Source organism: Brasilonema sp. UFV-L1, from assembly GCF_012912105.1.
Lineage (GTDB): Bacteria > Cyanobacteriota > Cyanobacteriia > Cyanobacteriales > Nostocaceae > Brasilonema.
In genome coordinates, this window is record NZ_QMEA01000101.1 from 1 (window position 1) to 24,820 (window position 24,820).

Consider the following 24,820-nt stretch of genomic DNA (forward strand, 5'->3'; position numbering starts at 1 on the left):
GAAGTGGGGAGATCACCGATCCCCACTCCCTGGGGATTAGGGGCAATGGGGAGATGGGGAGAAATTCTTAATTTTGAATGAGCGAATTGTCTGCCTCATCCTCTTTACAAGAGGGGTTTTGCTTGTCGTATAGTGGTTAAATCAAGACTTGCAAGTCGCTCATAAGCGTTATCGATAACACGCTTTCCACGGAGAAAGCCTGTGTTCGCACCAGGGCAAATGTATTGGAGTGTTTCTGGTGTAAAACGTTCCAAGAGCAACTTGACACTCTTGATTTGTCGGAACCAGTGAAAAGTTTTGGCTGTTCGTAGGGGCGTAGGTGTACTGTACTGGTTAGGAAGGATGTGACGCCCAGAAAATAGCACCCCTCCTCGCTCTTGATAGTAAAGACAAGATGAGCCAGGAGAATGACCAGGTGTCCAAATCAATTGCGCTGTCGAATTTAAGGTAAAATCTTTACTAAAGGCAGTTACGGCTAGTCCGGGTAACAGGTATGCTTCTTGCTCTTGAATCAAAACTTCACAATTGAAAACTTTCTGAATCTCTTGTGTTTTCCCAATAGCGCCTCGATGAGTCAGAAATAAGTGGCGCACACCTCCATGCGATCGCAAAAAATCTTGATTAATTTGATCACTCGCTGGACAATCTATCAGAATATTGCCTTCATTTCTTACAATAAAATAAGCAGTCCCTCCTAATGTGTCTCTGTTTGGTGGAAACGCAAAAATTGTACTTAGTGCGAAATCACAAGACTGAGAAGTCTGAGTAGAGGCTTCTTTAACTTGAAAGTTCGAGGGGTTTCCATCAATCAAAACTTCGTCACAGAAGACTGAGCGTGGTAGCTTTGGTGTATGACTTGATTCTTGAGGCAAGGGACACATGAGGAAAACTGTTAGATGAGGAGTTGTTAGAAATCTGGTGACAGTCTTGTACTTTTGAAGTAAAAACAAAAAAATTACCAGGACTGTTAACTGTTGTCGGAAAAATTGAATATTAGGGGCAGATACTTGTGGCAAGTGCTACACAGCACTTAACAACAAGTAAAACTTACATTTTAAAACAACTGAAAATCACATGAATTTTTGGTTTCTTCTTCTACTGGGATTCATCACTTACTTAATGGTGCAGCGCAGTGTTGCTCAAATCACCAGAACACCTGTGTGGCTATTGTGGCTAGTACTCATGACACCAGCACTGCTATGGACAACTTGGACAATGATGTATGGGGGAAAACAGCCTCCGCCAAGAGCGTTGATGATTTGGCCATTAATTGTCTGTCCTGTGTTATACTGGGTATTGTTTCAGTGGGGACGTCGCTCACTAAAGGGGACTCAGACTGAACCACAAAAAGTAGCAGAACTACAACCGGATATACATAATACTGTAGAATCAGCATCAGTGCGTCCCATCGAGCCAACAGAAGAAACTCAGCTGAGAAATTGTTTTCCCTGGTCAGTATACTACATTCAAGACATTGAGTATCGACCCCAGGCAGTGATCTGTCGAGGTCAATTGAGAACGGCAGCAAATACTGCCTATCAGCGAATTAAGGCAAATGTTGAAGCCCAATTTGGCGATCGCTTCTTAGTTATCTTTCAAGAAGGTTTTAATGGTAAACCTTTCTTTGTGCTAGTTCCAAATCCTCAATTGGCAAAAGCGAACACTCGTGCTCAACAAAAGATAACACGACCGGGATTCGCGCTCATGCTTTTAGTAGTGACATTAATAACGACGACCTTAGTGGGTGTACGAGTTGCTGATGTCAATCCTACAACACTTGCATCCAACCCAGCTGACCTTTTGAAAGGATTGCCCTATGCTTTGGGGCTGATAACAATTCTGGGTATCCACGAACTTGGTCACTACTTAACAGCGCAATACTACCAAATTCGCTCAACGCTCCCTTACTTTATCCCAATGCCTTTGTTTTTGGGAACCTTCGGTGCATTTATTCAAATGCGTAGTCCAATTCCCAACCGCAAAGCTTTATTTGACGTTAGTATCGCTGGACCAATTGCTGGCTTTATAATAACTTTGCCACTTCTGTTATGGGGTTTAGCTCATTCCCAAATCGTTTCCCAACCAGAGAAAACAGGATTGCTCAACACAGATGCGCTCAATCCCAAATATTCAATTCTAATGGCGCTACTTTCAAAATTAGCTTTGGGAAGTCAGCTAACCTCAAACTCAGCGATTGATATGCATCCAATCGCAGTTGCTGGTTTTCTTGGATTGATTGTAACAGCACTGAATTTAATGCCAGTCGGACAACTAGATGGAGGTCATATAGTCCATGCAATATTTGGACAAAGAACAGCAGTTGTGATTGGTCAAATTTCTCGCTTGTTACTGCTGCTACTTTCTTTGATACAACCAGAATTTTTTCCGTGGGCAATTATCTTATTATTCTTACCATTAATTGATGAACCTGCTTTGAATGATGTCACAGAACTTGATAATAAGCGTGACATCGGAGGGTTGCTAGCAATGGCTTTGTTAATCCTCATTATAATGCCACTGCCGCAAGCACTTGCTCAGTTGCTACAGATTTGACATTAAGTATTACAATCAATTCTAAAGTTAAACTGCCTAAAGCATTTGGTTGGGTTAAAAGTTTTGAAGGTTTTCCACAATGGTACTAATGATTAATTTCAAGCCAGGTATATACCTGACTTGAACTGACTCGAAATCCCCTAGCTATAGGCCAAAAGATGAGCTTAGCATCATCACCTCACCGACTTGAGGCTATCAATCTGCTTGGTAAATAAATCACTGAAAATGCTCATGACAGTACGATTCCGTACCTTAATATTTGCACTGATTGACATCCCTGATTGCAGAGGTAATTCTTGATTGTTAACACGCAAAGATTGTCGGTCTAAGCTTATTTTAGCCGGGAAACTATCATATGGACGAATTTGCTCAGGTGGCAAAGCATCAGAACCAATCCAAACTAACTCACCTTTAATATCACCAAACTCACTAAAGGGAAAAGAGTCAATTCTAATATTGACTTTCATTCCCTTTTTCACAAAACCAATATCTTTATTGGTAATAAAAACTTTAGCAGTCAGAGCTTCATCAGGTACAATTTTGAGAACTGGTTGACTAGGGTTAGCAACAAATCCAGGAGACTTGGCTTTCAGGTCGAAAACAATACCGTCAGATGGAGAACGCACTTCTTGATATTGTAAAGTTACCTGAGCTTGACTTATCTGACTATCAATTTCAGCAATCCGTTTTTCATTTTCTACAATGACCTTGTTTAATTCTCTATCAAAGGTCGCAATTTGTTTTTCATTGTCAGCAATCTTTGTGAGTAAATCCTTTTTCGCAGCAGCCTTTGTATTTTTGAGCTTTTCTTTAGATTGGGCGATCGCCAATCGTAAACGCAGTTGTTCTTGAGCCAAACGTTCGACTTCAGCTTGGCGTGTGCTAACCTCCTGTTGTTGCTGAAGGTATTGCATGCGAGAAATTCCTCCTTCTTTGGCAACTTTCTCAATACTGTTAAGAATAGTCTGACTAACAGACAAAACTTTTTTAGCAGAGGATAGCTGAATTTGCGCTTGATTGAGTTGTCTTTCTAATTTTCCTGTTTCCAATTGAGCATCTGCGAGCCGAGAGTTTAATTCTGCTTTGCTAAATTCTAGACGAGCTAACTCCTCTGGTACTAACTGAAGGTTTTGAGAGTTTTCACTCAATTGAGCGCGGTACAATTGATTTTCTGCCAGCAGTACCATTCGATTTTTTGTCAGAGAAGCTATTCCTGGAGGTAAATTGGTTAGCTCAATCGAAAGTTGTGGATTTGATGAAGCATTTTTCGCAACCAGTTGTGTACGGTAGAATATAACCTCGCGCTTTAATGTATTGCGAACTTCTTGTAGAGAAAGCAGTTGCGATCGCGCTGCTGTTGGATCTAGCCTTAAAAGTACATCGCCACGGCGTACCTTTTGCCCATCTTTAACATAAACAGCTTTAACAACTCCATTCACAGGTGTCTGTACTTCCTTTACAGTACCTTGCGGTTCTAATTTTCCCTGGGCTGGAACTGCTTCATCAATTTTGGCAAAATTTGCCCAAGTCACCACTAAAGTTGTCATTCCCAGCAATCCCCAAAGAATCACCCGTGAAAATAAAGGCGACTGTTTGAGCACAACAGATGGTGTAGATTCCTTACGTTCAGCAGACTTTACAGGTACTTTAATCTCAGTGTCTAGTATTTTCCGAGAAAATAGAGATTGTTGCTTAAGTTTCATTCCGTTCAATTCACGCATAGCCGTAGTTATTAAGGTTTTCAGTTATCAGTTATCAGTTTTCAGTTACCAGTTATTAATTATCACTGTGTACTGTTTACTGTGTACTGTGTACTGTGTACTGTGTACTGATTTAAAACTGTCCTTCCTGTTGTTGATAAAGGCAGTAATAACGTCCTTTTTGCTCCATCAGTTCATTGTGGGTTCCCTGTTCTGCAACTAACCCTTTTTCTAGTAGCAAAATGATGTCAGCGTTCTTGATTGTACTTAAACGATGGGTAATAAAAAACACTGTTCTTCCTCGGAATGCTTCTGCCAAATTCTCACAGACTTGCCGTTCAGATTGATAATCTAGAGCACTGGTTGCTTCATCAAGAATCAACAAACGGGGGTTTTGTAAAACTGTACGAGCAATAGCAATACGCTGTCGTTGTCCTCCAGATAAAGATGAACCTCTCTCTCCAACTCTGGTGTTATAGCCATTGGGTAAAGACATAATAAAGTCATGAGCAGCAGCAACTTTAGCTGCTGTCATAATTTCATCAGCGTTGGCGTCGGGATTTGTCAGCGCGATGTTTTCCTGTATGGTACCGTCAAACAAAAGTGAGTCTTGCAGTACAACACCTATTTGACGGCGCAGGGAATAAAGTTCTATTTTGGAGATGTCGTAGCCATCGATGGAAATTTTGCCAGACTCTAAATCATACAGTCGTGGTAAAAGTTTCATCAAAGTGCTTTTACCAGAACCACTCTGTCCTACGATACCGACAAATTTCCCGCTTGGAAACTCCAGGTTAATATTATTCAGCAGAAGTGGAGAGCTTGGTGTAAAGCGAAACGAGACGTTTTCATACTTGACAGCGCCATCAATAGTTGGTAAAGGAATATTTTGACCGTCTTCATCAACTTCTGATGGAGTATCCAAGATGTCTGCAAGGCGTTCTAGAGAGAGAGCTGTTTGTTGAAAGTTTTGCCACAATTGGGTTAATCGTAGTAAAGGAGCGGTGACGTAGCCAGAAATAATCCGAAAGGCAATGAGTTGTCCTAAGGTGAGTTGTCCTTGCAGTACCAAAAAGGCTCCTACCCATAACACTAGTAACGAAGAAACTTGGTTGAGAAAATTGCTGGTGACACTAGCAGCCGTGGAAGTGACAACAGTTTGGAAACCTGCGGTGACATAGTTACTGTAGTATTCTTGCCAGCGCCAGCGCGATCGCAATTCAATATTTTGCGCTTTCACTGTTTGAATACCAGACAGCGCCTCAACTAAATAAGATTGTGTCTCAGAGTAACGTTCCGCTTTGAAACGCAGTTGACGACGCATGATAGAGGAAAAAACTATCGTGACAACGGCAAACAACGGTACAGTCACCAAAGCCACAAGAGTCAACATCCAACTGTAAACCACCATCACCGCGATGTAGATTGTCGAAAAAACAGCATCCAACACCACCGTTAAAGCAGTTCCTGTCATAAAAGAGCGAATGTTTTCCAGTTCACTGGCGCGAGTGGCTAGTTCCCCCACAGGACGTCGTTCAAAATAGCGTAAGGGTAAACGGAACAAACGGTCAATAATTTCTGAGCCTAAAGTCAAGTCAATCCGGTTAGTCGTATCAACAAATAGATAAGTGCGGACACTGGTTAAAAGTCCTTCAAAAACAGCTATGATTAAGAGCAAAATACCGAATACATTCAGGGTTTCATAGCCGTTTTGAATAATCACTTTGTCAATAATAATCTGGATGATTAAGGGATTAGCCAGACCAAAAACTTGGACAAAAAAGGAAGCAATGAGAACTTCCAACAGAACTTTGCGGTACTTTACCAGAGAAGGGACAAACCAACGTAAACTAAACCGCTGTCTTGGGGTATATTTACTAACTTTGAGGAGCAATACCTGACCTTCTTCACCCCAATTCTCAACAAAATAGTCAGGCTCTTGTTGGACAATACCAACTTCTGGTATACCCAGTACTAGCTTTTTCTCGCTAATTTCATAGATGATAGCGAAAGTATCTTGCCAGCGAATCATGGCTGGGGCTTGCAGTTTTGTAATTGCTCTTGCTGACACATTTATCATTTGAGTATTTAACCCGATGAGTTCAGCAACAGCACCGCAAAGCTGTAGTGAAAGGATTTGAGTGCGCTGAATCTGATTGTTCAGGACTTGAAGAATAACATCCCGGCGAAACGGCATATTTAAATGCTGACTCAGCATTTGGAAGCAAGCTAAAGTTGCGTTGATTGGACCTCTACCACTAACATGAGGATATTTTGCCTGCGATTGACTCTCTGATGGTTTTTCTAACCTATGAGGATGATCAGGTGCATAAGGTATTTTTTCTAGTAAGGGGTCTATAGTTAAGGACTCTGTGGTTGAATACACAGATGCAGAAACAGAAAAAGTGACCCGAGGTAAACCGATTAAGCGAACATAACCAAAAGTTTGTACCTCCAGATATGTCATAAAATCGTCTAATCGTAAGCGACTTCCTACAGGAAAATTTTTCAGTCTCCCACCGCTAACAAACCATGCTAATTCTGGATCAAGCTGTTCCAAAGGTATTGTCTCTTCCAGAAACGTGCAAACAACTGCTTCATCTAAAACTTTTAAAGTCAATTCTTTGATGTCTACTACACCATATGAAGTCAGCACAGCTTCACTATCAGCTCGCTTTCCTAATTCAGTACTTAGTAGATCAAAAATTTCAACAGCACTACAGCGATTTTCAAAGTAAATAGCAATCGCGGGAGAATGTCTGAGTAATTTTAAAAACTCTGTGGCTTTTAAAGTCAAACAAACGGTTTCTGTAGAGGCTATAACTGTTTCGCATGGAAACCCTCTGAGTAAACTCGTCCAACCTAGGATTTCTCCTTTTTTGACTAATTGCAGTGTTTCAGGCCTCTGAGTATTAGGATCATAACTGAGTAAACGAGCCTGTCCTTCATAAATAATTGATATTTGAGCAGGCATTTGTTCCCGCACCAAAATGCTTTGCCCCATACGGTAACGCAACATTTCAAACTTTGGAATTAATCTTGCCAGTTCTCGTGTGGGCAGTTGATTGAAGGGAAATATTTCAGAGACAAACTCTTGTATAGAAGCAGTATAAGTCATGCAATTTTGGATAAGTTACGAGTCATTAAGAGGCAATGCGCCCTTGCGATTTTAAGCGTTGTGGCACCTGCTGTTCATGAGTCAACAATCAAAAGCCCAAGACTTTTGATCTTTACGAGTATGCGCAGAGTACACGCTGCAAGGCACGCCAGTTGATGGCAGTTCGCACTGTCGGGAAAAACCCTCCCTGGAGTGCTCTACCTCGCTACCGCACTGGCTCACTTTTAAGTTTCACCCTAATACCTTTTATTCACTACGCGATGACACCTGGCGCACAGTGTCCGTCCCAGAGGGCAGATATTAGCACATTAATGGATCTAATTGTGCAAAGATAAATCTTTCTAGCCGTATAAGCACAAATCAATCTCCCATGTGAGTAGAACGTCAAAGTTGATATGGTTTACTAAATGGAAGGTATATGCACCAACAGCGACTGAGAGCTTTGAGTAGTTTTCTTTCCTATTGTGTGACTTGCTCTCGTAATTGGTATAGCAGATTAAAACAACCCTGACTGCTTTTTGGTAGGCACTTCTGTTGTAAACTTTACTATTACTTTGTCAGGAATGAAAACCTTTTACAAAATCTTTACTATCTTAAATGTGATTTCAAGCATATTGTACCGTAAAAATACTATGAATTTTTTAAGTATTTCATACAGTGTTAGTACTTTTACTATGATATGATATATTTTTTACTTATTAAAGAATATTCAGAATTCTGTTAAGACTAGAGCAATATTATAGCCCCTACTAACAGGGGCTAGCTGTACAAAACTTTGAGCACCGTGAGGTACTTGTCACTAAAAAGACCTAATTGGATGTTGAATTAGTCGCCTCAGAAGCTTTTTTAGGTTGACCTCCACCCATACGAATTTCAGAAATGAACGAAGCCATGCTAAACTCACCAAAACGTTTGAGAACACTCTCCCGCATTCGCAAATTCGGACTTGCAAACCACAGGCGCTCCTCAGACCACATGTTTTCGTACTCTGTTGTTAGGGTCAATATGTCATCACTATCTATCTTGTAGCGTCCAGCAACTGGGGCTTTTTCGCCATAACCCATTTCTCTGAGCAATTTGCCTTCATTGGGATTATCTTCATCTGGAACAACAACTAATACTGTAGAACCAGTTTGTTTTTCTTTATCCCATTCCATTGTGCCGCTCCAAGTCACTTTGGTACCACAGGAAGCGCGTTTGGGGTCAATATCATATTGTTGACATAATTTGACCACTTCTGCATGCTCAGTACTCAGCGTTTCAATGATGATGTCTGATTTGCCATGTTCTGTTTGTTTACAAGCGAGATGGTGACTACTACGATGGGAAAACCATTTACCAGCACTCTGTTGAAAAAATTCTTCAATATTCATCAATAAAATGACCTTGCTTCAAAATCCTTTTCATTTCACTTATTCCAAGGTAGCAGGAGGCATAAGCAATTCAAAATCCGCTCATTCGCAAAATGAGAAATTAGTCATCTCGGTATCACAAGTTGACAGATTATTTCTGTTTTGCTTACGCAAAGTCTTCAAGTTTGATAACCAGCTTCCTGCAAGCGTTTGAGGGAAATTCTCGCCGATTCAGCAACGTGTTCGTGGCTATCTTTTTCCAAGTATTTTAAAGCTGAGATACTTTTGGGAGTGGGAAGATGACCTAAGGCTTCTGCAAGACGCTGACGTACTAACCAATCATCTGATTGAGCAAAGCGCAAAATGAAATCCACAGACTCAGTATCTTTGATTTCTCCAATTGCAGCGATCGCCGCTTGTTGTACAACCACTTCCTCACTATCTAAAGCTTTAATGAGGGTTTCACGAGCACGTATGTCTTTAAGATTACCAAGAGCCACCGCTGCACTAAAGCGGACTAGCCAGTCTGTATCTTCATAAAACGCACGTATCAGAGGCTCAACAGCCCGATTATCTTCTAAATATCCTAAAGCACCTGCCGCATCTGCCCGAATGCCATAATCTGGATCAGTTTCCAGAATACGCACCAAAATTGGGTAACATTCTTCTGTTTGCTTAATTCCCAAGGCAAAAATTGCCATTGATCTAAGTTGAAGAGACTCGTCATCTAAGACTTTTTTGATCAAAGGAACGGCATCATCTGCAGGAAAATCCCTCAATGAGACAAGGGCTACCATGCGATCGCGCAAATTTGAACTTTCTAGCTGAGTGGAAATTTCCTGTAAGCTTAGGGCTGTCATTTCGTTTTAATCGCTTTTATCTTATGTTGTTTCTATTAAGTATCATTACAAATTCTCAGATATCTTAGCCAAAACACAACAGTGAGTAAATCCGTACCGAGTTGATATAGAGATACAACCATTGTTAGAGAGTTAGGCTGCGTAAACTATGTTAATATTTTTAACATCATGAAAAACGTAACAAAAACGTCACAAAAATACTCTCATCTTTACATTGAGGAAAGCAAAAACCCATGAATATCCAACCATCTCAAAACTTCTTTGGTAAAACAGTTGGAATTGCGTTGGCTGTAGCAAGTTTTGTGATCAGCGTTCCAGCTTTGGCTGGTTCTGACTCAGCTTCATCAACTCAACCTGGTGTATCAGTTTCTCAAGCAACTGGTGCGGGTACAATTGTCGATGTTGCCAGCAGCAATAGTTCTTTTAAGACCTTAGTCAAAGCACTGAAAGCAGCAGAACTTGTAGAAACCTTGTCTGGAACAGGTCCATATACTGTGTTTGCACCTACAGATGCAGCATTTGCAGCTTTACCAAAGGGAACTTTGGAAAAATTACTCAAGCCAGAAAACAAAGCAACTTTGCAAAAGATTTTAACTTATCATGTTGTATCTGGTGAACTTGATTCCAAAACCATCAAGTCAGGCCAGGTTAAGACAGTTGAAGGTACACCAGTTAACGTTAAGGTTAGCAACGGTAGTGTAACGGTGGATAAGGCAAAAGTCACCAAAGCAGATATTAAAGCTAGTAATGGTGTGATTCATACAATTGATAAAGTACTTCTTCCTGCTGGAGTAAAGTTGTAATGTTTTCTTTGAGAATATAGAGCTTTTGAAAACTCCCCCATATTCCGATAAAAAAGATGGGCTAGAGCACCAGTACAATCATCCCAAAAACCCGGTTTGTTTAAGATGACTCAACGAAAAATCAGTCTTTTCGATCACATAAACCGGGTTTTTTACCCCTATGCGTGACCAATCAATTGTCAATTATCAGTGATCAGTTAAGTAGGTCAACCTAATTAAACGTAAAATGTCATTACGGAGCGCGCAGCGTGCCCTTCGGGCAGCGTAACGCAGTGCAGCGTAGACCCCGGAGGGGGCTTCCCTCCGGGTAGTAATCGCAAAAATTCTATCTTACGTTTTTCAATGTTGACCTACTTATCAATTAGCGATCGCCGATATAGGACCAATAGAAAAGCGAACTAATAAGTTGTTAGCTTGCTGGATTGTCGATGGGTGATCATGATGCTAGGTTATGAAAAATCTAAAGTTTAGTGAGAATCTGTGCAAGTTTTATCACCCTATGGAATAGATGTTCTTGCCGAGCTAAAAGACATCTATGGTTTCAATTCGGTCGAAGCAACAGCAGAATTTGTCATTCAGCATCTTCAGCAGCAGTACCAGTTTCAAGTCGTCTCAGTCGAGGCATTACACATTTCTACCGGGCTGGCTGCAAAGCTCAAGGCTGATGGCGAGATTTATTATCTCAAATTTACCTCGCGCGAGATGCACGAAAATCCAGATCAACTCTTTCCGTGGCTTTCCTACGCACGAAAGAAAGGAATCTTACTGCCTGAAATCATTCCTACGACCAATGGCAGTTGGTATTTGTCGCCATTGAAGGATGTAGAGTCAGATTATGATGTCGTCTATGTCATGCGCGATATTCCCGGAAAACCAATAGAGCGAGCCAGCAAACAATTATTGCAGCAGTATGCCGAGGTAATGGCTCAGTTTCATCGGATTGGATTTGAGTATTCGCATCCAGTACTGGGGGCTGATGATTGGACTTGGGAAAGCCAGTGGGAAGATCGCCACGATCTACGGAACGATCTGAAAGATTGCCCTTTCATCTCACAGCAGCTTGTCTCAGAATCAATGCGCGTGATTGAAGAAACGGAAGTTTACACTTTGCCCCAAACAATTATTCACACGGACTTTCGGTTTTGCCATGTCTTCTTTGAGGATGATTCCTTGAGCGGTATTGTGGATGTGGATCAGTCAACGCAGGGAGAGCGATTGCTCGATTTGTGTTACGGACTAGCTAGTGGTTCTTCGCCCGAAAGCGGAAGCTTCCTAACCTTCGAGCAACTCCAAAACACTTTATTAATGTATCACCAATGTCTGCCGTTGAGTGAGCTTGAACAAACAGTCCTCAAGGGAGTCCTGGTTTATGCATTTGTTGCAACACTCAATGATTTGTCCCAATGCAACGGCACTGAGCAAGATTTTAATATGACGCAAACCCTTTTGCATTCCATTCTTAAAGCCTCAGAGAAAGAGTTAGTATCATCGTTCTAGTGATAATTTGTCATCAGCGCTACTTATTCTGACGTTCCTGAAGCTGTAGTAAAATTTGTGCATGCATCTCGCGAGTAATTGGGTAAAAATACGTTAAAACTACGCCACAAATCAAAGCGATCGCCGGTATCGGACCAATAGAAAAACGAATGACTTCTAACACAGAATCTGGTTGAATTGGTGTTGGGATTTCGTTTGTCGGTTTAATGTAACCAGCGCTACCCAAGCTTTGTAAAACTGAACTCACTGCTAACCCCAAACAAATTTTTTGGGCAAACACTATGAAACTATAAAAAATGCCTTCCCGTCGCTGTCCTGTTTGTAATTCATCCAGTTCAATGACATCAGGTAACATTGACCAAGGAACAAGATAAGCTGTGGATACGCCAAAACCTGCTACGACTGCTAAAAAATACATCAACACAACTTGACCAGGCTGTACGAAAAAGAGTCCTACCTGAGCAAGAATCCACAAACTCATTCCCATATAATACACGGCTTGTTTGCCATACCGCCGACTGATAGCAGTCCAAACAAACAGCATAGCCATCGCAGTTCCTTGCACTGCCAAAAGCACTAAGCTAATATGCCATTGTGGAAGACGCATCCAGCTAGTGACAAAATATGGAATAATGCCAGCCGTGAGTTGGACAGCTAACCAAGAACACAGATAAATGCCTACTACAAATAAGAAAGCACGATTGGTAAAAGCTATTTTGAGTTGCTGCAATAAGGGAATAGAGACAGTTTGCTCTGTTTCGGGATGTAATTTTGCGACAGCTTGAGCGCGTTTTTTGGTTCCCCAAACACACCAATACACGGGCAAAATAGAGATAATGGCACAGATGGCTCCTAGTAATAAATACTGTTGAGTGCGGTTACCAGGAATCACTAGGGAGATAACTAAACCAATAACGAGAGCAAGAATGCTACCGCCAATAGAAAAGGTAAAGCGAAAACTGTTCAGACTGGTGCGTTCGTCGTAGTCTTGGGTGAGTTCCGCAGTCAGAGCAGTATATGGTAAATTAACAACTGTATAAAAGGCATTAAATAAAATCGAAATAGCCGTGTAATACCAAAACAAGCCCCACTGATTTGTACTTTCGTTCTGACTAAACTGAGGTACAACCCACTGTAAAAAAAAGAAGACTCCAAAGGGAATTGCTCCCCACAGCATCCAGGGATAGCGCCTTCCTTGCTGACTTTGAGTGCGATCGCTCAACACCCCCACCATTGGATCGTTGACAGCATCCCACACTTTGCCGATAAGCTGAGTTTGTCCTGCTAATTTGGGATTTAAACCAGCGACATCTGTCAGGAAGGGAGATAAATAAGAAATCCCAATCATAGCGGCGATCGCCGTTCCTAAATCTCCAGCACCAAAAGCAAGTTTGGTACTCAAATCCAGTTTTTCACTTTCAGGAGTCTGTTGGGAATCGTTATCAGAAGCAAAATTGCTCATAATCTCTTGCGCTCATATTAAAATCAAAGGAATTTGCCCTACGTTATTAGCAATAAATGAAGTTCCCTATGCCAGACCTTTACATTTCTTGGTCAGATTATCATCGAAAAATAGAACAACTGGCTGCTCAAGTTTATCAATCCGACTGGAAATTCAACCAAATTGTTTGCCTCGCTAGAGGAGGATTGCGTGTAGGAGATATTCTCTCACGTATTTATAAGCAGCCTTTGGCGATTTTGGCAACATCATCATACAGTGGCTCTGGTAAGCAACAAAGAGGAAATTTAATATTTTCTCGTCACTTGACAATGACGAGTGAAAATTTAGGTTCGCGTATTCTTTTGGTAGATGACTTGGTAGACTCTGGAATCACACTTGAGCAAAGCATCTTTTGGCTAAAAGAATACAGTGACTCTCCTGTTGAGGAAATTCGCACCGCTGTTATTTGGTACAAAGCCTGTTCAGCCATACAGCCTGATTACTATGTTGATTATCTGGCTAACAACCCTTGGATACACCAGCCTTTTGAACCGTATGAATTGATGAATCCCGAAGATCTTGTGGCAAAAGTGAGTTAGTTGTGTTGGTGGAAAGTGAAGAGATGGCGAGATATTAAGCCGGAGAGCATGTCAATATGTTCTATAGTGAGTTTTTGAGGAGCTTTGGGAATGACCGCAGCAGTAGACCCGGTAAAGTTGAGTAAGCAAGAAGTCGGTAAAGCCGCCGCCGCTCTGGTACAATCAGATTCGATTGTCGGATTGGGTACGGGTTCAACGACAGCATACGCAATTCAATTTATCGGCGATCGCCTCAAATCGGGCGATCTGAAAAATATCGTTGGTGTCCCCACTTCGTTTCAAGCAGAAGTGTTGGCAAAGCAGTATGGCATTCCACTCACCACTTTAGACGCTATTAACCACATTGACCTTGCTATCGATGGTGCAGATGAAGTTGATCCGCAAAAGAACCTGATTAAAGGTGGTGGTGCAGCACATACCCGTGAAAAGGTTGTGGATTACTTAGCAAATCGGTTTATCGTTGTCGTGGATGGTGCCAAATTAGTTGATCGACTGGGTTCTGTTTTTCCAGTTCCAGTAGAAGTCATACCAATGGCAGTCACTCCTGTAACATGGGCAATTGAAACACTTGGTGGCAAACCAGAACTGCGTATGGGTGTGAAAAAAGCTGGTCCAGTGATTACCGACCAAGGCAACATGGTTATAGATGTCAAATTTGACAATATTGATGACCCAGCCAATCTAGAAAAAACACTGAATAACATTCCCGGCGTGTTGGAAAATGGTATCTTCGTCAACTGTGCGGATGTGGTGTTGGTAGGCGAAGTCAAAGATGGTCAGCCTGTTGTGAGGAAATTGTAGCAATTTTCTGTTTATAGAGTTTTCAATTGCGTGCAAAACAGTAGAGACGTTCCACTGGAACATCTCTATCACATAGTTGTGTATTTGATGAATACGGTTGCTGTTAAGAATTTCTGATGAGATTTGGCAATGTAGAGCACGTCGCATGCTAAATCTCTACATTACCGTCTTGATAACGGTTTTGGTCTGATCAGCAATCCTTTTGTGCTATAAGTAAAATTGAATAAAGCTTGCAAAAAATGTTTGAACTGATTCACGAAATACCTTATACAAAGCATTTTTGAAAAATTCTTTGCCTAATTTTGATGGCATTGTGGCAAATTTTTGCTGTTATTTGAAGCACACGTTACAATTATATCCGAGAGCTAACAATATCAGGAAGTGAGTATTTGGGGAGTATGCTGGATTTATACTACTCAGCTTAGCCTCTGACCGCGAGTAACCGTGCATCTTGTAAGAAGACAACAAAGCTCACACTTTCGATTTGACCTTACGTAACTTTGAAACGGATAATGCGGATTCTCATTTATTCCTACAACTATCATCCAGAGCCAATCGGAATTGCTCCTTTAATGACTGAACTGGCAGAAGGACTAGTAAAACAAGGTCACGAAGTGCGAGTGATAACGGGAATGCCCAATTATCCTCAGCGCGAGATATACGAAGAGTATCGGGGCAAGTGGTACGTCACAGAGCAAAAAAATGGCGTTACCATCCAGCGTTCGTACTTGCGCATCAAGTCTAAACCTAACCTAATAGATAGATTGCTATTAGAGTTAAGCTTTATATTCACAAGTTTGCCACAAGCTCTGCGAGGTTGGCAACCTTCACTGATTCTTTTAACAATACCACCACTACTCGTATCGTTACCTGCAACACTACTCAGTCGGCTGTATAACTGTCCTGTTGTACTGAATGTACAAGATATCTTACCAGAAGCCGCTGTACGCGTCGGGCTGATCAAAAATGAATGGATGATTCGTGCTTTGCAAGCCATAGAGCAATTTGCCTACCGTAACGCCCATGCTATTAGCGTCATTGCTGATGGGTTTGTTGAGAATTTAGTCTCCAAGGGAGTCCCGACTCAAAAAATAGTTTGCATTCCTAACTGGGTGAATGTTGATTTTATCCGCCCCTTGCCAAAGAACAACAACCAATTTCGCCTATCCTATCAACTAGAAGACAAATTTGTTGTGCTTTACTCTGGTAACATCGCCTTGACGCAAGGATTAGAGACAGTCATAGAAGCTGCATCTTGTCTGCTTGACCTGTCAGAAATCGTCTTTGTGATTGCTGGAGAAGAAAAAGCATTGAAAAGATTGCAGGCATATTGTCAAAGATGTGGGGCTTCTAACGTGTTGCTTGTGCCTCTGATGCCGCGAGAAAAACTACCCTCAATGCTGGCAGCAGCAGATGTGGGTTTGGTGGTGCAAAAGCGTAATGTCATATCCTTCAATATGCCTTCCAAAATACCACTGTTGTTAGCCAGTGGTCGTCCTATTGTCGCCTCAGTTCCTGCCTCTGGTACAGCAGCGCGTGCAGTGCGTAAGAGTGGTGGTGGGATAGTTGTTGGTCCAGAATCACCACAGGCGCTAGCAGAGGCAATAAGAAATTTATATGCAAATCCTGTTCTAGCTGCAAAACTGGGTTACAAGGGAAGGCTGTTTGCCATAGAGCATTATTCATTTGAGAAAGCCTTAGCTGAGTACTCAGCCTTATTCGCTGAAGTTGTTGCTGCAAGATCTCAATCAAATTCAAATAGAATGTTACCAAAATTGACTTCCAGCAAATCAATGATTGATATTTAGCGTACACAACGTTCCTAGCCCAGCCTTGGGCAAAGCCCGTGTCGAACGTGAGTACCTGCTCGCTTCATTTACCAAGACCCAAAAAACCGGGTTTGGAGAACCAGAAATTAAACTTTACACGAGCAGGCATTCTCAAGAAACCCGGTTTTTCACTTCATGGAAGATCTGAGTGAACGCACTCTACGTTAGAGTACTTTACAGTTGAATGGTAACTGTCTTAACTTCGGTGTAATTCTGCGCTTATGCCGGGGAACCCGTCCACCGCAAGTGGCTCACCATTTCAAATTGTTCGACGCCAGGTGCTACAAGTCGGCCGCCGCCGCCCAACGCACTGGCTCCCCTGTACGCATAATGGTTTTGCTCGAATGAGCCTTCCCTTTTGGGAGTAAAGTTAGCCGAAGACAAAGTTATTGGTTGGTACTTTGTGAACTACCTACACCCCTTAGACCGTAAACAAAAACTATGTCCAAAGATGAATCTCAAATTGTCAAGCCTCCTTTGCGACGACCGTCGCGGTGGCCTTACTTGTTTTTTGTCCCGCTCTGCTCGCTTGTATACACTGCGTTGTGCTTTTATTTTATTGCGGCTGCTTGGGGTTTGCGCGGCCAATCGAAGCCGTTGTGGTATGTGGTGCTGAAGGTACTGACAATACCCGGCGTGTGGTTTCCCCCTTACATCGGCGCACCATTATGGGGTGGAATTATGGGTTTCGTCCTCGTCCGACTGTTCCAGTGGATTCGGAGACTCTGAGCTTGGGTCGTTATGCGGGAAGACCCATTAAAATGGGAAATTTATGAGTCACTCTTAGGAGCCGCCCCTTGTGCGCTCGTGTAGTGGCATTTTTGAGTATGGAATCAATTGCACCTTGAGAGCAAGAGTAAGATTCTTGAGGATGCGCTCTTTGAGCTAGAAAGCAACTCCAAATACTTGGGCGGAATCATCCCGCATTTATGCAACGCCAGATAAAATATAAATTTACTTATGCACTGAGTTCAAGATTGACACTCCACGGCTGCGCAAGTTATGCACTCAGCCCACGCACTCGCGTTCGCTATCGCCGCCTACGGCGCGGCTGCGCCTAACGTTTTCACTTAAAGCCGTGGGATTTTAGGCTTAACATCAAAACTTAGTAAAGTCTAAAAATTAACTAAACCCACGAATCTTCTATTGATCTCAATTGACGAGAACTTAAGCATCTATCAAAAGACAGAATTTATATGTGAAATATCAGTTGCAGGAGAACAGTTTTTGAATTTACTCTCTTCGGTGCGGTGAAGAATACCTAATACGGTTTCACTGTAAGGCTGATACAAATTTTGTTTTCTATTAGACTTTGCACAAATTGGATGTCTGAAAAAATAGGGAAGCACCCTGTTTGAAAATCAAATACAAATCAATCCTGTAGTCAGTTAACTAATTTGTGTCCAATCGGCTGGTGATTCAACATTTTCGGGGAGGCGAGTTGTAACATCGCCCTGTGCTAATGTCATCTGATACGGTTTCAGGTTTTTGACTCCTGTGAGAATTGCCCCTTCCAGTTTGACATTACTAAGGTTAGTCATATTAAGGTTCGCTCCCATCAGGTTTGCTCCACAGAGGTTTGCTTCATCAAGAATTGCCATTTGTAGGTTTGTTCCCATGAGATTTGCTCTACACAAGTCAGTTTCTCTAAGGCTTGCTTCAGAAAGGTTGGCAAAAAAGAACTCTGTCTGTTGTAGTTTGGCTGCATTGAGATTTGCTTGTTGCAGGTTTGCTCCATTAAGGTTTGCTTGTTGCAAATTTGCTCCAATCAAACCTGTTCCTTGCAAGTTGGCTTTACCCAACTTTGCTCCTTGCAAATTAGCTAAAAATAGCTTTGCACCTTGTAAGTTAGCAACTTTTAAATTAGATCCTTGCAAATTGGCTTTATATAGATTAGCTCTTTGTAGATTAGCTCCACGCAGACTTGCTCCTGTAAGATTTGCGGCGCGTAAGTTTGCCCCACCAACTTGAGCACAATTGAGGTTTGCCCCACAGAGGTTAGCATTTGTTAAGTTGGTTGATTGCAAGTTGGCTTCATAGAGAATTGATCCAGAAAGTTTAGCACCATCCAAATCTGCTTCACACAAATTGGCTTCCTGTAGATTAGCTTCACAGAGGTTAGCCCCTCGCAGATCTGCTTGTTGCAGGTTTGCTTTATGCAAGTCTGCACCCCTCATCTGGGCATACCGTAAATCAATTTTCTGATTTGGTTGGTCTTTTTCCGCATCCCGCCTAGTGATGACTCTCAAGGCTGCTTGAATATCTGTAGAAATTCTTGCTGGTGTCTGTTGAGTTTTTTCCTCTTGTGGTTTATCAGCAGGATTCTCTCGCACAAAAGCTGTCAAAATTTCTATGATTGTCCAGTATTGTTGAGGACAATCTTGAGCAACTCTTTCCAAAGCATAAATTGCACCCGTTCTTGTCGCAACACTTTGATGCCCAAGTTGAGTAATTGCAGTCATAAAACGTTCTGTAATTAGTCTTTCTTGGGCTAGATGGACATTCTTTGTTTCAATCTCATTTCTCTTTTGGGCTGCGATCGCACTTTCTTGAACTGCTTGGGTTCGTTTTGCTCCTACGTACGCATTCATCATCACTGCTAATCCGAGGAAAAAGATCGCAGTCGTTGATAATGCTTGAGTTCTGTTTTCTATTTTTTGTTGATTTGACAATCCCTCCATCTGATAAAATGTAATAAAAAATACAATTGGTGAGAGAATAAGTGTTGCTGCTATTGCTATCAACCAATTTCGTAGTACGTCTGTCTTCTTAGCAGACATAATAGTTGTGTCCCTCAAAACACAGAATTTTTAAGTAAATAATAGGGAAAATGAGCATTATATGCTCTCGCGAATTCCAATCTCTGCCGAAAGGTCAGTAGATATTGGAATTCCGAGGATTTGCTCTCAGACGCAAAGTCCGCTGATCATGCTTATCTATCCAGTTCAAGTTATATGTAGCATAATTCCAAGTGTTTCTATCCTTTGAAATATGTTCTACGTGGACTAAAGACACTGGCTTCCCTGAGTTGTTTTTCATACAAATAGCACCAAAGGGTTTGTCGGAAGTTGGTTCGTTTGATAGGGAATTGTTTCTTGTTGGTTGCTACCATTAGAGTTGGATTCCCTGACACTTGTACCACTCAAATCATTTTTCTGTTTGAAACTCTTGCTAATGGATTGCTCTGTACCTCCTTTCAAGGCACAAGACGATGACATAAATTAGCAATGTCTTCTCAGAAATTGATTGCACGCTAACAGAATTCTATTTTTTGACAAAGGATTTCATTTTTTAACAAATGGTTCTGTGATCACTATTCCTCAACTTTGTTTAAAGTACTTATTATTGATTTAGTTTGATAAAGAATGCAACCCTCTCAAGAAAGATTGTTCGTCTTTCTATTTATGACTTCTTTAAAGATGTCTCTATACTCCATAGGTGAAGCGATTATTGTAGCTCAGATCCCTAATTTTTCGATAGTAGTTCTGAACACTTCAGCTTAAAAATCGGCTTTTTACAAAAATTTTATATTATAAAGATTTAATAAATCTAATAGTTGGATCTAATTTTTAAACTTGACTTTTTTTCACAAAAACGCGTTAAAAGCAGAATTTAATGCCCTAAAGCGCCGGTACATAAGTCAAAATGACGGATAAAAAACCCGGTGACTGTCGTCGAAAAGACTGATTTTTCGTTGAGCCACTTTAAAGAAACCGGGTTTTTGGGATCACTGTACTAATGTCCTAAGCCTGCGACACGTTTTCGTGTCATGTTTAATTTGCATGTAGTACGCGCAAAGTGCTCATATCAGAGCCTTAAAATCCCTTATTGTTGCAACGACCGTGGCACAAGGAATAATGATGTTTATGCATGGATGGTATACGCAATTGATGACGACTACTTTACAAATAATCCAAAAACTGCTCTGGTACTAACCTTAATTCTCCTGATTTCAAGCGATTTGTATCTACCCATAAAGCAGTTTTCTGTCGCTCACCTTCAGAAAAAACGAACTTCTCCAGTTCATAAAACTTGGAGTCAACAAAGTCGCTTTCAAAAAGTTGAATAATTTCATGACCTGGTTGACCATTGTAAATAAATATGTTTTCCAAGCAACCCAAGTAACGAATATTTGTCAATTCTGCTTGGATTTCTTCTTGGAATTCCCGTTTGAGAGCTTCTAAACTTGTTTCACCAAACTCTACTCCACCACCCATTGCGCGGTAAAAAGTTTGTTGCTTAACTGGATCGTAGCCCTCAGAAACAAAGATACGTGTACCTATGTCGGCACTCTTTGCGTACTGACCATCGCGAATAAGTCCTAAAGCGATGACACGAATTTCCCCTGGTTTATGCATTTTTGTTGCTAGTTATCGTAAATAAACGAAGGACGGCTTTCACTCTCCTCGACAGGCCAATCTTCATTTTCGCCGCCGATGTATAATTGCTCAATAGTGACATATTCGTCACTGAGCTGCACAAGAGCGTTAATCAGAATATCGAGGGCGATCGCATCAGAAGTTCCCAAATCAAACCAACAACGCCCCCATGTTCCTTCATACTCAAACTCACCCATATTGTGCATCAGCGCCACCAGACTTTTATCATATCCTTGTGAGTCGTAACTCATGTAGCTGAGATTCAATCCAGTTTCCTGTACTTGCAGATTTTCAGCGTTAAATGCACCCAACTTCCCCAAGTAAAACCAAGAACTGAAAACCTCTTCTACATATTGTTTTTCTTGTTCAGAAGGAATTGTGCTGAACTGCAACCAAATCCATAAATCAAAATAATCAATCTCGCGAAACTCTACTAGCATTTCGTTTAAAGGTTAAATCTAGGTCACTTTTTGTCAAATCTAATTGTAAAAGAGTAGAAGGTGCAGAGGATGACTTTTTTCTATGACGCCTGCGAGTGTACTACGGAGAAAGAGGGAGGGAGTGAGGGAAAAGAAAATATTTTTTATCACCCCGTCACCCCATCACCCCATCACCCCATTATCCTCACTTCAAGCTTTCTGCAGCCCTACGTCGTTCACGCTCAATTTGTCTTACCAAATCATTTGGGAGTTGAGACTTCTTAGTCAAGGCTGTGTCAAAATGCTTAATCGCCTCCTGCATGAGTTCGGAGTTTTTCTCCTTATTCGCTTTTTCCCGAAGGATTTGAGCCTTCAGATAATACAACTCTGGGTTATCTGTTGTCACCTTGAAAGCACGATTGACATAGTCTAGCGCCTGAGAGTACTGTTTTAAATCCCGGTAAGCAAGGGCAATACCCCTATCCGCCAGATACTGAGGAGCAGCATTTTTTTCTAGCTTTTGAATGGCTTGTTCTGGGTTCGCAAAAGGTAAATTCACAGCAAGCATTAAATCCATGTATCCCTTGATTAAATTAAGTTCTGGATCGTTAGGAGAAGCTGCTTCGGCTTTGTCCAAATGTTGATAGAGTTGCTGTAGCCGACTTAAGGCTTGTGGCGCGCCCTTTACTGTTCCCTCGCGTTGTAGAATGACAGCTCCTTCTAAAAACAGACCAACAGCAGCATACAAATTTCCGCGCAAGGGATCACTAGAAATGAGATTTTGTGCTATTTCTGATGTTTTTTTGCTGTAAGTGTCTAATGTTACCCAATCTTGATTCGTATATGCTAAGGATGCTTTCATCGCATAGCTTAAAGGTTCATTTGGCTCTTGAGATAATGCTTCTTTTAAGTAACGCTCTGCAACTTGATAGTCTCCTTGTTGGAAAATGGCTTTGAATGCTGCCTCTGTTTTATTGCCAATATTACGAGGCTCCTTCGTTCGGAAGGGATCTGCAGCCCAAGAAGTATTTACCCAGACATTGAGTGTCAAAGTAGCTACAAAAGCTACCATGACTAGGTGGTAAAGTTTTGGTGGCATAATTTTTTGCAGAACTGGAAACAATGCATTCATTTTTTGTCTCAGTGTATTTACAATTAGTTCTGTTTTAGATAGTACTTATAATTCAAATGTTATTCTTTTGGAACATGTATTTATTTCAGCCAGAGATTTGTATAACAGACGACTTTAATAATTGTTCTAAGTTCCCAAGCTTCTTGTAGTTACGTTCCTTACCAACGGATGCAGAACACAAGAAGAACGAAAGTAAAAGGTTAGAGATTTTCTCTGGCGATCATGAAACGACTCTGCCAGAAGGGCGAGTTTTTTACTTCAAACTCTTTAATTTTGCCACAATAAAGAGAAGTACGGGTAGCAGTTTCTTCTGCTATAACTTACCAACAGACATCAGGATGCAAGATGAGTGGTGCTAGCGTGTTGAATGCGCTAAAAATTTTTCAGGACTTTGCAGTGAGTTGCAGTGTAGTTAATAAATATGTTGCTGACTTTTTGGTAAACTCAACGAATGCTCTATATCAGAAACCTCATTTATCATCCCACAGCTTGTCCAACAGCGATTCTTAAATCGATTAACTTGGAATTAGCACCCCAACAACTGGGTTTAATTATAGGACCGAGTGGCTCTGGCAAAAGTACGTTACTCGAAATTTTATCTGGACTGGCCGAACCGACATCAGGTTCAGTCTTCTGGCGCGAACAAGAACTGATTGCTGAACAGCTACAACAACTGGCTGGCTTGGTCTTTCAGTTTCCTGAGAGGCATTTTTGCGGCGGTACGCTTTTAGAAGAATTGCGCTTGGGACACCCAGAATTAGGAATAGAGCGAGTCAGACAAGCACTAGGGGCAGTAGGATTAGAGCATTTATCGCTGAGTACACCACCTCATGCTTTGAGTGGAGGTCAGCAACGGCGTTTAGCTTTAGCGGTACAGTTGATTCGCCAGCCAAATCTATTACTGTTAGACGAACCCACAGCTGGATTAGATTGGTCAATACGTCAGCAACTGGTAGCTTTATTAGCAAAACTGAAACAAGATTGGACACTGCTGATTGTGACACACGACCCAGGAGATTTGTTGGCAATAGCAGACCGTTGTTGGACTCTCAAGCATGGTGACCTACAATCGGTTGATCCCGCAACATTGGGTGCTCCCAGAGAACCTCAGCCAGCAGCATGAGCTAGGAGTGGGAGAACAAAGAGAAAGAGGGAAGGAGATTTTTCCCATACTCTGTCACTCTCTCACTTCCACACTCCCACCTCTATTATTTTCCCAGATGATTGTTCACAATTGCTAGAAGTGTTTGGTTGTGTTGCAAATGAGCTTGGGTGAAACCTTGTGAACGGTAGACTGGTAACTGAATGAGATTCCCCGGTTATAAAGTTCATAAGATATGACAACAACTCCTTTACCATCGCTGCGCGAGCAACAACATCCGCTGATTCGTCAACTAGCAGATTGTATAGAAGCAGTATGGCATAAGCACTTGGACTTGTCGCCCTATGATTTTCCTACAGAATTTGGGTATGTGGAAGGTCGCTTAGAAGGCGAGAAGCTGACGATTGAAAATCATTGTTATCAAACACCTCAGTTCCGAAAAATGCACTTAGAACTGGCAAAGGTGGGAAATATGCTGGATATCTTGCACTGCGTCATGTTTCCTCGTCCAGAATATGATTTACCAATGTTTGGTTGTGATTTAGTTGGAGGGCGAGGTCAAATCAGTGCGGCGATCGCAGATCTTTCTCCAGTCAACTCCCAACCTACTCTCCCAGAATCATATACTGCTGCACTGGCGGCGCTACCTAAATTGACCTTTTCTCAACCGCGAGAATTACCTGAGTGGGGAGATATTTTTTCAGACTTTTGCGTTTTCGTTCGCCTCAGTTCTCCTCAAGAAGAAAATTTATTTCTTTCTCGCACTCAAGAATTTTTAGAAATACATTGTACACAAGCTAAAGCATCTCAACCAGTTCCATCAGAACAAGCGAGGCAAATTCTGGCTGGACAACGTAACTACTGCACTAAACAGCAGCAGAATGACAAAACTCGCCGTGTACTGGAAAAAGCTTTTGGTTCAGATTGGGCAGAACAATATATGACAACAGTTCTGTTTGATATGCCAAGTGAATCATCTGCTGTCTAGAACTTGTGTTGCTTAGCGTTCTATGCGCGAAGGCGCACCGCAGGCATAGGCTTCTATGTCCTACGGACACGCTAGCCTCTTTGGGGGCGCTGCGCTAACGCGCTATGTCCGCGTGCCTGCGGCACGGCTGTTGCCGATCGCTAAGGCGGTTCGTTTTCTAAAATTAAGTACACTTCATGTGGAATTCGTATTCTATCAAGACATTGCGGGAGCGTGAGAACCCCTAGCTTTCAAGCAGGGGATGAAA

General features: G+C 41.7%; 19 protein-coding genes. 8 read left to right on the forward strand and 11 right to left on the reverse strand.

Annotation, left to right across the window (positions count from 1 at the left end):
- Positions 1-104: 104 nt before the first annotated feature.
- Entirely contained in the window at positions 105-881 is a 777-nt protein-coding gene (locus DP117_RS24315) for an MBL fold metallo-hydrolase (protein WP_169220807.1), read from the reverse strand.
- A gap of 193 nt (positions 882-1,074) precedes the next feature.
- Between DP117_RS24315 and DP117_RS24320 the strand changes: the two genes are divergently transcribed.
- Positions 1,075-2,553, forward strand: a complete 1,479-nt coding sequence (locus DP117_RS24320; RefSeq protein WP_169220808.1) for a site-2 protease family protein — start codon at positions 1,075-1,077, stop codon at positions 2,551-2,553.
- A 173-nt stretch (positions 2,554-2,726) separates the two neighbouring features.
- Here the strand turns inward: DP117_RS24320 and DP117_RS24325 are convergent, their stop codons facing one another.
- The 4 genes from DP117_RS24325 to DP117_RS24340 form a co-directional block, all read right to left on the reverse strand.
- Positions 2,727-4,256, reverse strand: coding sequence for an HlyD family efflux transporter periplasmic adaptor subunit (locus DP117_RS24325; RefSeq protein WP_248277808.1), 1,530 nt, complete (start codon positions 4,254-4,256; stop codon positions 2,727-2,729).
- A 130-nt stretch (positions 4,257-4,386) separates the two neighbouring features.
- A complete protein-coding gene (locus tag DP117_RS24330) occupies positions 4,387-7,371 on the reverse strand; it encodes a peptidase domain-containing ABC transporter (RefSeq protein ID WP_169220810.1) in 2,985 nt (994 codons plus the stop codon).
- An 809-nt stretch (positions 7,372-8,180) separates the two neighbouring features.
- Positions 8,181-8,744, reverse strand: a complete 564-nt coding sequence (locus DP117_RS24335; RefSeq protein WP_169220811.1) for a phycobiliprotein lyase — start codon at positions 8,742-8,744, stop codon at positions 8,181-8,183.
- A 158-nt stretch (positions 8,745-8,902) separates the two neighbouring features.
- Positions 8,903-9,583, reverse strand: coding sequence for a HEAT repeat domain-containing protein (locus tag DP117_RS24340; protein ID WP_169220812.1), 681 nt, complete (start codon positions 9,581-9,583; stop codon positions 8,903-8,905).
- A gap of 233 nt (positions 9,584-9,816) precedes the next feature.
- On the opposite strand from DP117_RS24340, the gene DP117_RS24345 reads away from it, so the two are divergent.
- Both DP117_RS24345 and DP117_RS24350 read left to right on the forward strand, forming a co-directional pair.
- A complete protein-coding gene (locus DP117_RS24345; RefSeq protein WP_169220813.1) occupies positions 9,817-10,386 on the forward strand; it encodes a fasciclin domain-containing protein in 570 nt (189 codons plus the stop codon).
- Positions 10,387-10,866: 480 nt separating this feature from the next.
- Positions 10,867-11,883 carry a phosphotransferase gene (locus DP117_RS24350; RefSeq protein ID WP_169220814.1) on the forward strand — a complete coding sequence of 339 codons (1,017 nt, stop codon included), beginning with the start codon at positions 10,867-10,869 and terminating at the stop codon, positions 11,881-11,883.
- A 19-nt stretch (positions 11,884-11,902) separates the two neighbouring features.
- On the opposite strand, the gene DP117_RS24355 is transcribed toward DP117_RS24350, so the two are convergent.
- Positions 11,903-13,345, reverse strand: a complete 1,443-nt coding sequence (locus DP117_RS24355) for an MFS transporter (RefSeq protein ID WP_169220815.1) — start codon at positions 13,343-13,345, stop codon at positions 11,903-11,905.
- 68 nt (positions 13,346-13,413) lie between these two features.
- Here DP117_RS24355 and DP117_RS24360 point away from each other — a divergent pair, with 68 nt between their 5' ends.
- The 3 genes from DP117_RS24360 (at position 13,414) to DP117_RS24370 (ending at position 16,532) form a co-directional block, all read left to right on the forward strand.
- Positions 13,414-13,923, forward strand: a complete 510-nt coding sequence (locus DP117_RS24360; RefSeq protein WP_169220816.1) for a phosphoribosyltransferase — start codon at positions 13,414-13,416, stop codon at positions 13,921-13,923.
- Between the two features lie 90 nt (positions 13,924-14,013).
- A complete protein-coding gene (gene rpiA / locus DP117_RS24365; protein WP_169220817.1) occupies positions 14,014-14,724 on the forward strand; it encodes a ribose-5-phosphate isomerase RpiA in 711 nt (236 codons plus the stop codon).
- Positions 14,725-15,236: 512 nt separating this feature from the next.
- On the forward strand, positions 15,237-16,532 hold the full coding sequence (locus DP117_RS24370; protein WP_169220818.1) for a glycosyltransferase family 4 protein: 1,296 nt from the start codon (positions 15,237-15,239) through the stop codon (positions 16,530-16,532).
- A 1,409-nt stretch (positions 16,533-17,941) separates the two neighbouring features.
- Here the strand turns inward: DP117_RS24370 and DP117_RS24375 are convergent.
- From DP117_RS24375 to DP117_RS24395, 5 genes are all read right to left on the reverse strand, one after another.
- Positions 17,942-19,333, reverse strand: coding sequence for a pentapeptide repeat-containing protein (locus tag DP117_RS24375; RefSeq protein WP_169220819.1), 1,392 nt, complete (start codon positions 19,331-19,333; stop codon positions 17,942-17,944).
- A 255-nt stretch (positions 19,334-19,588) separates the two neighbouring features.
- On the reverse strand, positions 19,589-19,771 hold the full coding sequence (locus DP117_RS24380; protein ID WP_169220820.1) for a hypothetical protein: 183 nt from the start codon (positions 19,769-19,771) through the stop codon (positions 19,589-19,591).
- A gap of 684 nt (positions 19,772-20,455) precedes the next feature.
- Complete coding sequence (locus tag DP117_RS24385; protein WP_169220821.1) at positions 20,456-20,911, reverse strand: NUDIX hydrolase; 456 nt, start codon at positions 20,909-20,911, stop codon at positions 20,456-20,458.
- Between the two features lie 8 nt (positions 20,912-20,919).
- Positions 20,920-21,372 (reverse strand): DUF3531 family protein, encoded by a 453-nt coding sequence (locus tag DP117_RS24390; RefSeq protein WP_169220822.1) that lies wholly within the window; start codon positions 21,370-21,372, stop codon positions 20,920-20,922.
- A 184-nt stretch (positions 21,373-21,556) separates the two neighbouring features.
- Entirely contained in the window at positions 21,557-22,483 is a 927-nt protein-coding gene (locus tag DP117_RS24395) for a Sll0314/Alr1548 family TPR repeat-containing protein (RefSeq protein ID WP_169220823.1), read from the reverse strand.
- A gap of 451 nt (positions 22,484-22,934) precedes the next feature.
- On the opposite strand from DP117_RS24395, the gene DP117_RS24400 reads away from it, so the two are divergent.
- On the forward strand, positions 22,935-23,606 hold the full coding sequence (locus DP117_RS24400) for an energy-coupling factor ABC transporter ATP-binding protein (protein WP_169220824.1): 672 nt from the start codon (positions 22,935-22,937) through the stop codon (positions 23,604-23,606).
- 214 nt (positions 23,607-23,820) lie between these two features.
- A complete protein-coding gene (locus DP117_RS24405) occupies positions 23,821-24,573 on the forward strand; it encodes a phycocyanobilin:ferredoxin oxidoreductase (RefSeq protein ID WP_169220825.1) in 753 nt (250 codons plus the stop codon).
- The last annotated feature ends 247 nt before the right edge of the window (positions 24,574-24,820 follow it).